Annotated in this window: 5 protein-coding genes; all 5 read right to left on the reverse strand. The window is 35.7% G+C overall.

Going from position 1 to position 11604, the window contains the following annotated elements:
* Nucleotides 1-1946 (reverse strand): putative metal-binding motif-containing protein (locus tag ICJ84_RS05880; RefSeq protein ID WP_188215453.1); only part of this gene is annotated, 1946 nt, incomplete at its 3' end.
* 94 nt (nucleotides 1947-2040) lie between these two features.
* Nucleotides 2041-3615 carry a T9SS type A sorting domain-containing protein gene (locus tag ICJ84_RS05885; protein WP_188215454.1) on the reverse strand — a complete coding sequence of 525 codons (1575 nt, stop codon included), beginning with the start codon at nucleotides 3613-3615 and terminating at the stop codon, nucleotides 2041-2043.
* Between the two features lie 307 nt (nucleotides 3616-3922).
* On the reverse strand, nucleotides 3923-7711 hold the full coding sequence (locus tag ICJ84_RS05890; protein WP_188215455.1) for a T9SS type A sorting domain-containing protein: 3789 nt from the start codon (nucleotides 7709-7711) through the stop codon (nucleotides 3923-3925).
* A 363-nt stretch (nucleotides 7712-8074) separates the two neighbouring features.
* A complete protein-coding gene (locus ICJ84_RS05895; RefSeq protein ID WP_188215456.1) occupies nucleotides 8075-9859 on the reverse strand; it encodes a T9SS type A sorting domain-containing protein in 1785 nt (594 codons plus the stop codon).
* Nucleotides 9860-10314: 455 nt separating this feature from the next.
* Nucleotides 10315-11604 (reverse strand): T9SS type A sorting domain-containing protein (locus tag ICJ84_RS16870; RefSeq protein ID WP_194408542.1); only part of this gene is annotated, 1290 nt, incomplete at its 5' end.

The following is an 11604-nucleotide window of genomic DNA, read 5'->3' on the forward strand; positions in this document are numbered from 1 at the left end:
TCACCATCATTATCGGCATAATAGGTGTTCTTAACACCTTCATCAATCTCTCCGTCACAGTCGTTATCTAAACCATCGCACAGTTCCTCTGCTCCAGGATACACTGTAATGTTTGTGTCATCACAGTCCGTGTTGTCTGATACATAGCCTTCAGGTGCTGAACAGGCCGGCATACTTGATCCTGCATCACCATAACCATCACCATCATTATCGGCATAATAGGTGTTCTTAACACCTTCATCGATCTCTCCATCGCAATCATTATCTAAACCATCACACAGTTCCTCTGCTCCAGGATACACTGTAATGTTTGTGTCATCACAGTCCGTGTTGTCTGACACATAGCCTTCAGGTGCTGAACAAGCCAGCATACCTGATTCTGCATCGCCATAACCATCTCCATCATTATCGGCATAATAGGTGTTCTTAACACCTTCATCAATCTCTCCGTCACAGTCGTTATCTAAACCATCGCACAGTTCCTCTGCTCCAGGATACACTGTAATGTTTGTGTCATCACAGTCCGTGTTGTCTGATACATAGCCTTCAGGTGCTGAACAGGCTAATATACTTGATTCTGCATCACCAAAACCATCACCATCATTATCGACATAAAATGTACTTAGCCCTGAAGTATCCAAATCAGGATCAGCATCATCAACTAGACCATCACAATCGTTATCTTTTCCATCACATATTTCTGTTGCTCCAGGATAGATTGCAGGGTCATCGTCATCACAATCTACATTAGGATGATCTACATAACCATCCTTATCTTTGTCTGCTACTACAGAAGAAGACCATATCGACAAGTTGAATGTTGGATTTGGAGGTGTAGTTGTTCCTAAAGAATACACGCGAACATAATACGTTTCGCCAACCGTTAAACTATTCAACATTACTATTTCTTCATCAGCTAAAGTGATTATAGGAGTATCAGCACACGCTAAATAATCCAAACTACTACAATCCCCTGAATACAAGGTTAATACGCCGTCGAAGGTTGGAGATAAATTAATATTAACACTGCTTGTTTGGGCTATAAATGAATACCAAACATCGTCTCGTGCATTGCCTGTTTTTCCACTACAAGTTTCTGCATTTACATTTGTTCCAGCACCACCAGCCAAAGTTCCGGAAATAGTAGTCGCATCATTTACATTAGCTGTATTTATATCCTGTATAATAGAAATAGCACCTTCACAAAAATCATTTTCGGGAGGAGAAACGGTATTTGTAGTATATGTTGGAGGAAATTTAAACCATTCACTTTTCTCGTTTGATGCACAGCTAGAGCGGACATAAATCCAATATAATGCCCCTGGCATTAACACGTCTCCCGAACTTGCGTTTGATATTGGTGCGATAGTTGATCCAGATGCTTTTACATTTATATCTGGATCGTTACCCGACAATACAATTTGCCAATCATAACCTAATGGCGTACTTAATTCTGGTGGACTCCAATAAAAATCTATACGTGTATCTGATTTATAAGTTACACCTCCTGGAGCACCAGGCATATTACAGGTGGCTGCTGTTATGTTTTGAATAGTTAGGGTATGAAAATCTATATCTGAATCACAAATAGAATTGAGATTAACATGTATTTCAATAGATGATGTTCCTATAGAACTTTTCGTTATTGGAGATGTTTGATTTGCTATAAGTTGACTTGAGCTACCATATATAGTAATGTAATCTGTATTTGGATTATTACTATCTGTACGATTACTTGTAAACTGATAGGTATCTGTTGAATTCAACCCATTAATAACAACATACTCACCTGCCTCGATACCATAGGCTATCTGATGGACTTCGCCATCATTTATATCTACACCTACTGGCACAGGAGTGCCGTCATATGCTGTTTTATTATCACACTGTGAAAACAGAGCATAGGAAATGCAAAAAATACAAACCGAAAGTATAATTTTTCTCATCTGATTAAATATTGATTGGTTAAATCAAGCAGATGGAATTCATGATAAGTTTTGGGTTTCGGTTATTGATGAATAGATTTAAGACTGAAAAAGATTACATCTTTACCAGACGCCTTATGGAAATTTTATTTCCTTTATTTAATTTTAGTGAAAGTTTTATGAAGTAAATACCTTGAGGTAACACTTCTAAATTATTAATCTCAATAATTTTATTAGAGCTCGATTTAACAGATTTTAAAATTAGTCTACCGCTCACATCGAAAACCGTGATATCTATTTTTTTTTCCATGCTATCGGTAAGCCTTATAAAAATCCTAGAATGAAAAGGGTTTGGGCTTATTTCAATACTATCTGCGTCTAAATCAATAAGACCCAGGGTCTCATCAGTCTGCCCATCACAATTATCATCAACCCCATTATTAGATATTTCAGTTGCTCCAATATTAATTGCAGGATTTGTATCATCACAATCCACATTAGGATGATTTACATAGCCATCCATATCATTATCAGTTGCTACTGAAGAAGACCATATCCTTAAGTTAAATATCGGATTTACAGGAGTTGTTGTTCCTAGATAGTAAACTCTTACACAATAGACATCTCCTACCGTCAATCCATTTAACATAACTATTTCTTCATCCGCTAAACTGGTATTCGGATCATCTGAACATGATATATAACTTAAAGCATTACATTCTCCTGAATATAAAGTTAACACACCATCAAAAGTCGGAGATAAATTAATACGTATATCACTTGTTTGTGCTATAAATGAATACCAAACATCATCACGAGAATTCCCTGTTTTTTCATTACAATTTTCTGCATAAACATTCGAGCCTGCTCCCCCTGATAAATCTCCCGAAATAACTACGGCTTCTCCAATACTTAATGTATTAATATCTTGCACAACAGAAATGGCCCCTTCACAAAAATCATTTTCCGGTGGAGCTCCATTATTCATTTTATAATCAGTAGGAAACCTAAACCATTCACTTTTTTCATTACCAAAACAACTTGACCTTACATAAATCCAATAGGTGTTTTCTGGAATTAAGACATCTCCTGTACTTACCTCTAAAGTTGTAGAAACTCCAGAAACCACATAATTATCAGGAAGATCATCTTTTAAGGTAACTCTCCAGTCATAACTTTCCGGATTACTCAAAGCAGGAGCACTCCAATAAAAATCTATACGTATATTAGATTTATAAGTTACGCCTCCTGGGGCATCAGGCATATTACAGGTGGCTGCTGTTATGTTTTGAATAGTTAGGGTATGAAAGTCTATATCCGTGTCACAGCTTGAATTCAAATTAACATGTATTTCAATAGTGGATGTTCCTATAGGGCTTTTTGTTAATGGTGAGGTTTGATTTGCTATAAGCTGGCTAGCTCCATTATATATAGTAATGTAATCTGTATTTGGATTATTACTATCTGTACGATTACTTTTAAACTGATAGGTATCTGTTGAATTCAACCCGTTAATAAAAACATACTCACCTGCCTCTATTCCATAGGCTATCTGATGAATTTCCCCATCATTTATATCTACACCTTCTGGCACTGCAGTCCCATCATATACCGTATTACTGTCACATTGGGAAAAAGAAAAATGAAATGTACACAAAGTAAAAAATGAATATAGCACAACATTTTTCATATATCACTTGTTAACAGTTAAACTTGAGTTTTAAAAATTATAAATAAGCTTAATAAAGCATTTAACCTTCAAAAACACTTTTAATCATCTACTATTAAATATAATAATAAATAACCGCACCTGTGTTATTCTTAGATAAAGCACAATAAATTTCGGTAAATTTCTTACTATTAGTTATGAAAAGTCAATATTCAAAAAAAAGAAATTGACTTAAATACTTTTGAAACATGCTTATTGAATTTTTGAGTAAAAAAAGAGCAGTAATTTTCATACTGCTCCCTTTTATTATATGTTTAATCCAAGCTATTTATCTTTGTTGTTTGGATGAAACAATTTTTCTAACAATACTACCTTTTGCAGTTGTTAATCTCACAAAATACATTTGATCATCAGCTGTTGATAAATCGAATTTTGTTTTACCAACTGTACCTCTCATATAACTTCTGTTTTCGGCATGTCTTAATAAAGCTCCTTTTATGTCATAAACATTAATTTTCACATTAGTATCATAATCAAATTTATAACTTACGGTAACTTCATCTTCAAACGGTACCGGATAGGTTTTTACTGAAGTTGTTTTACCCCAAGGATCAACTTCTACAATACAATCACCTTCAACAGGAGGATTATCATGGAATTCTCCGTAATCTTCAGTTGGTACAAAACCGTTTGGTGCTACTTCTGCAGAAACATCAGTACAAGCTACAGCATGCGCTATAACGTATACTACAGGACCTCCAGGCACTGTTATGGTTTTCATTGCATCAGTGGACGTACTCCATGACATATAGAAATCTAATTCACCAGCATTCAAAGTGTATTGTCCTGGTGCCACGGTAAATTCACCATTCTTACCTGTTGGGTAAGCATCGCAACCAATGTATAAATGTGCTTCACTTAGGCCAACACCAGAGATCATTTCATATAATGCAGTAATAGTGTAGTCGTCTGGACTATAATTAATTGTTACTGTACCAACATATGTCCCTTTATCAAGTAAACACTTACCTGCTCCACTATAAAGATCTAATACATATGGTTCATAACTAGGACTAATGGCGTTAGTCCATCCCCAACGGTGGAATCCATTTTCACGGAAACAGGTACTAATACTTGTATCTATAGCCGTTTTATCATTATTTAATGCAACACCAAAGGCTGTTTCACACTCTGTACATTCTACTACAGGAATATCAACTGTATCTTCATTAGGACATCCTGTTACAGGGTCTGTATAAGTATATTTAACCGTATAATTATCGGCTACAATACCTCCAGCAGGCACAGTAAATAATCCTTCTTCAGTAATGTAAGGGCTACCACTCCATGTTCCACCTGCAGGCGTACCGGTTAGTTGTGTGAAGTTACCCTCTAAATTACATATAGCTAATGGAGGATCCCCTGCTTCTACTACAGGAAGTGAATAAATATTAATAGGTATTGTTGATTGTTGAGTAGACAGACATCCATTTGGTGTTTTCAATTTAACTACTATTTCATAAGTACCTGCCAATAACTCAAGTATACCATCAGGATCCTCAATACCACCAAAATCACCACTATTTAATATCTCTTCTCCAATTTTGTATATCCAACCTAAAAATACCACAACAGTACCATCAGGAAGCGTAATATCATCTGGTAATGCTGCTCTTGCTTTTAAACTGAAGCCTTCCAGTTCACTAATACATATATCTGTTGGAGTTACTCGTGGAGCTGATCTTAAGCTACCTAATGAAATTGTGCCTGAATTTGTTGCAGTACAACCTGTTTCATTATTTGTAATAACAACAGAATAATCTCCAATAACACTGGTTGGGAAACTAGCTACGTTTCCTGGGTTGCCTTCAAATAAAGCTGGAACTGTCCAAACGTAAGTGTAATCTCCCCCAGCATCGGCTGGAACCGGAGTTGCTGTAACGGTTGTTGTTTCATCAATACAAATTTCATCACTGGTTACTGTTACTGTTGGTTTATTATTATTAGTTAAATCAACTTCGTCATAATCCGTACAGTTCGAATTTGCATCATTGGTCAAGGTCCAACGTAATATTGCTGTGCTTCCAACTGGCACTCCTGTTACACTAGTTGTTGCGCTGGTTGGATCTGTAATATTTGCTGTGCCTGATTCTACAGTCCACATACCACTGAACCCTGCTGGTGCATTGGCTGCCATAGTAAACGAACCGTCATCACAATTCGCCTGATCGGGACCTGCATCGGCATCCGGAGTATAATCATTAGTTAAATCAACTTCGTCATAATCCGTACAGTTCGAATTCGCATCATTGGTCAAGGTCCAACGTAATGTTGCTGTGCTTCCAACTGGCACTCCTGTTACACTAGTTGTTGCGCTGGTTGGATCTGTAATATTTGCTGTGCCTGATTCTACAGTCCACATACCACTGAACCCTGCTGGTGCATTGGCTGCCATAGTAAACGAACCGTCATCACAATTCGCCTGATCGGGACCTGCATCGGAGTTCGGGTCAGCACTAACTGTTACAGTAAATGAATCATATCCATAACAACCTGGAAAACCTACTTTTTCACTTCGGACATAAATAGGTGTTACTCCAAGCGACGCATTGTAAGCATCAGGTGTTAAAATCTGATTAGTATATCCATCGTCTAAAAAGTATTCAATTAATCCAGGAGGGTTTACAGAATTTCCTGTAGTTATATCAACAGGGTTTTCAGAAGCACAAATTGTTTTATTTGTCACCGTAATTTCTGGTTCTTCTCCTGTAAATCCAAATAAATAAGGACCAGCAAAATCTTTTAACTCTGAACCAAAGGCCCCCTCATTAGGTCCACCACCACTACTACGGGTTTTAACCAATAAACTACCTAATATATTAGAACATGGGTCTTCCTGACCTCTTCTATCTAATCCAAAAGCTGTCAAATTAATACCAATTTCTACAAATTGATAGCGTTCATAATCCGTAACAAAATCAGGTGTAGAGCCTTCCCAGGTACCCCAAGGTGGTCCTGTTGTAAGAGATCCTGCATCAGAGGCAAAATTATCATTCACTCTACCCCACATACTTGTACCCACTGATAAAGGGTTAATGGCAGCATAACCAAAACCTTCTGAACCTGTCCCTGTTTCAAAAGCGACATTATAATCAACTAAAAAGGGGATATTAGCAGCCGTATTATCATAATTATCAAATGTGGCTTGGCTCATCCAAACTCTGATTCTGATATCAGGCACACTACCTCCATTAATATAGTCTACCGATATGATAATCGTTCCAGGAATCAAAATGTCTCCATCTCCTGCTAAATCAAAAGTCCAGGCGGTACGTCCACCATCTGGGCCAAGTTTAGCTGGATCTTGAAGATCTGCTGGTGATTCTAATCCTTTTCTAAAAAACTCGAAGTCCAAGTGCTTGTTACCATTGGTAACTGCTAGAGACGCCCCAGCATATGCATAAAGCGTAGTAAATGGCCTTGGGTCTTGTTCTGTCGGAGCCTTAGGTTCATCTCCTCTTAAATGGGCGTAAACATCGATAATATCGGTTTTTTGAGGTACGCTTCCCCCGGAGTCTAGACTCCAATTCATTGGATGGTCTGAATTTTTATCAGCTCCCGATGAAAAATAAGACATTTCAGCACTACCGCCTTTAACATAATTATCCCGTCCATAAACGGCATCTAACCATAAATCCCCATTAACAAGTGGAAATGGAAAACCATCACTAGGAAGCCATACTGATTGTCTAAGTTCAATCGCTACATTATCCATACTATTAGGTGGGTTAGGATCTGACAATGGATTACCGCCATTAGCGCTACCCAATTCATCGATTACTCCGAAACCTGAGGGTCCTTTAAACCAGTCATCTATTCCGGTAGGATCAACCGGAAGTGGAACAATCGGATTTTCAACATTCTGAAATTTCAATACACCAGAGTATACATCCCCGTCAATACCAAAATTAGCCTGAACAGTAGATGAACCTACATCCTGAGCATAAAAAAATTGCGTTGAAAGTCCAAAAGATATTATAGACAAACAACACAATATAAGCGTCTTGTACGATTTATTGACTTTACCAATAAAATCGTTGTTAGTAATTTTGTACATAAACATAACATTTAAATTAAGTTAATAAATGAGTTTACATAACAATAAATAAGACTAATAGAAGATGGTGCAATAGCTATTAATGCAATACACAACAAAAATAATTAGACATGAAGAATGGGCGCATTTACAAATAAATACACACAACATAATAGGACATAAAAATATAATGAAGATAAAAGGGCATTTAATAAATTGCTATTAACCAAATGCTTTTTATACGAGAGATCCTTAATTTACTTTTATAAATATAAGAAAATATAATCAGACTTTCAACCTGATATTGAATGTTTTATAAAAAATCAAACAATCCTCAAGTTTTATCGGATAAAACTTGAGGATTGTAAGAATAATTAACATCTGTTAATTAATAATTAATTTTTTTCTGAATACACCAGTACCTGAACTAATACTCAAAATATAAACACCGCTTGTTAAATGAGTTACAGTAATTTCTTTTTGAGCAATAATATCATTCTCAAAACTTCTAAAAACTTCTCCTCCTTGTATATTATATATAGCTATATCTTTAATCTGTTGGTATTGCTCATTTTTAATATAAAGAGTATTCTTAACTGGATTTGGATAAACACTAAATTGTGCAGTAACTTCAAAATGGTCATCACCTAATAAAGAACATGAGGCTGAAACCATACTTAATTCTCCACAAATATCTTCTGACGCACTTCTGCTTTGTACATCCTGCCCACCTTCTAAGTCTTTTGATGATAATGCTCTTAAAGATTCTCCCGACCCCAATGAATAGTGCATAATCACATCTGTGTTTACAACATGTCCTAGTTGACGACCATGACCTAATTCATGAACCGTAACACTTTCAAAATCAACCTGACTACTTGTGGGAGCATCGCTGCTATAGTTCCAATTGATACTTCTGTTAAATACAATATCCATTTCAACGACATACCATTTTATCTGACCACTTTCAGCACAGCCAGCATACCTAGAGTAACATTGTCCTAATGTTGCACCTCCAAGATTATCGCTAAACGTAATGGTATTGATATTATCATAACTATTATACTGGGTAACCGAAGTTAAATCTGATGACACTTCCCAATTCATCCCGGTTTCACATTTCCAGGTATTTAAAGCTCGGGTAAAAGCCTCATTAGCATCAGAGTTAAAAAACTCTTCATTCATTTGCCAGGTATATCCCCCTTTTCCGTTATTATCGACATGCTGAGTTTGGTATGAACTGCCGTTATAATCAAGATTCAGTTCAGCATAATCAATAATTAATTTATCTGCAGATGTTATTGTTCCATTATCAATCGTATTAACTTTAACATACCCAGTCCCGGCATGATCAGGAATTTCTACTTCAATTTTAGTATCAGTCCAGCTTAACACCTGGCTTCCTAAGGTTTCTGTATAAAAATACCCTCCTAAATCGGCATCACTAAACGATACAGAACCTTTTGTTTCTCCAAAACCAGAACCATTAATTGTAAGTACACTTTTGGTTCCTGCAGAAAAACTAATTCCGTTAAAAGATGACATGGTTGCTGTTGATGAAGAAACTAAATCGCTTTGTTGCGTTAGATTAGGAAGTGTTCCATTCATTTCAAGTCCATTTGATTTAATAATTTCCGGGCTCTTTTGTGTTTGTTTTATTAATGCATTGTAAAAATTATTAGAGATACCTTCATACAAACTAAACCCATTTCCTACTAGATTTCTTTTTATATCATATTTATAAAACCCTTGTAAACCACTATTCGATTGATATAGTTTATTAACACTTTTGGCTTTTAAATTTCCATCTGTAATTTCATCTAAAACAAAAACACCTATATCTCCATTTTTTAACTGTAGACTATGAGACACCGTTATAGCATCTAAATCTACTACCCCTCCTTTAGTTATTAGTTCCACAGTTTCTACACGATCTCCTTTAAAAACCTTATTTACCTCTATAACCTGTTTAGTAAATATATTTTGATGGGCATTATCCCAAAAGGACGTTTGTGAAATCACCCTTCCTTCTACAATCTGTTTAGATTGCTTAATCTGGGTTGATAGATTTGCTTTTATTGAAGAATGGTTTTGAGCTGCTATTGTAAAGGTTGTAGCTAGAAAAAGACTAGTCATTAACCTACTTAGGGTAGATGTAAAGTTTTTCATAGTTTGGGGTATTTCTTCATTCAAATTACAAAAACATTACTTTTTATCGGATTTTTTAACATTTTAATCGATAAAAAGCTGTTTTAAACGTATTTAAATAAGAAAAAACACATAATATACTGTTAATTCGTTTTTATATTAAATAAAAATTGAAATAGTAGTTTAATAGAATTCAAATTACCTTAGACACAGTAAATTTCTTACAAACCTCTAAATCAGCTACTTATATTTCAAAATTAGGCAAATGTATTAATTTGTTAATCAATTCAAAATGATATCTACATTTTAACAAATCTTTTAACGGTAATTTTATTCGATGAAATACACCTCGTAAGAAGAATAATATTTAATATTAAATTAGACTGAATTTACGCTCTTTAGGAATATGAAATATTTTATAAAACAAAAAAAGAGCAGCCATTGGCTGCTCTTTTTAGTTTAAGTAAACTTTACTACTAATTAGAACTTACTATCTGCTTGGTAATAACCTCTTTATTTGTAGTTAGTTTAACCAAGAATATTTGAGTACCAAAGCTAGATAAATTAAGTTTATACTCTTTATCTTTTCCTAATGAATAATCAGTATCCTTTATTAATTTAAGTAAAGAACCTTTCATGTCATAAATTTCAATGGTAACATCGGTGTCATAACTAAATGAATATTTAAACGTAACCTCTTCCTCAAAAGGAACCGGGTAAGCATTAAATTCATTAGATTCACTTATAGAACTTGTAGCGATTTTTGCATTATCACAATTAGTAACGCCACTTCCATTCATGGATTCAGTTCCTCCGCTATTGTATCCATCTGAACATTTGCAAACTTCTTCGCAAACAACACCATGAATGATAACATATAAATCAGAACCAGGTAAGTCATCAATTTCAATGGTCAATTCATTTACATAGTCGTAAGAACCCCCTGGATTAAAATTGTATTGCCCAGGAGCAACTGTGTATTTACCATTTTTCATTGGATATAAATCACAACCAACATAAACATGTGCTTCGTTCATACCATACCCTTCAAACAAATTGTATGAAATAGTCATATATGAACCGTTGTAATTTACCGTTGCAGTACCTACATGTGCACCTTTGCTTATATCACAATGTGCAGCTCCGGCGTAAAGATTCATAATATAATCCGTGTCACTTGGCGAAACTAGATTTGTCCAACCCCAACGGTTAAAATCACCTCCGTCATTTCCTATATTGTCATCTAAGAAACATAGAGCATCGTCATCGTTACGAGCAAACATAGTTTCACAACTTTCGTATTTATCAAACTCACGAGTAATGGTAAACGTTTTAGTATCAAAATTACCACATGCATCCACTGGAGTAACAAACACGTAATCTGCCAATTCCGCACAACCATCAATACTTGGTCTAATATTAGTTGGCCCAATATTTATCACTCCAGGATTACATCCTGTATACGTTGCTTGTAAACTTTCTGGAAAATCCTCATTACATAATTCAGGTATTATCCCGGGTAATGTTATTGCGACTATTGGGGCCGGTGTTACAGTGAAAATCGCTGAAGCCTCAATCGCCGGTTCTAAACAGGTATCGGTTATCGTCCAGGTTACTTCTACTGAGCCTCCACAGGCATCTGGCATTCTATCTCCTGCATCGTTTGACAACTGTGGATCACATCCGCCTGCTAAACCTAAGGCGGCTTCCTGAGCTGCTATCCATGCTGCAAAATCCCCTTCCTCATAATCACAGGCACTTACTGA

The sequence above is a fragment of the Aestuariibaculum suncheonense genome, assembly GCF_014596935.1.
Classification (GTDB): Bacteria; Bacteroidota; Bacteroidia; order Flavobacteriales; family Flavobacteriaceae; genus Aestuariibaculum; species Aestuariibaculum suncheonense.

Coding starts and splice junctions, on each gene's coding strand:
- ICJ84_RS05885 (WP_188215454.1), bottom strand. CDS start 3,615: ATGAAAAATGTTGTGCTATATTCATTTTTTACTTTGTGTACATTTCAT.
- ICJ84_RS05890 (WP_188215455.1), bottom strand. CDS start 7,711: ATGTACAAAATTACTAACAACGATTTTATTGGTAAAGTCAATAAATCG.
- ICJ84_RS05895 (WP_188215456.1), bottom strand. CDS start 9,859: ATGAAAAACTTTACATCTACCCTAAGTAGGTTAATGACTAGTCTTTTT.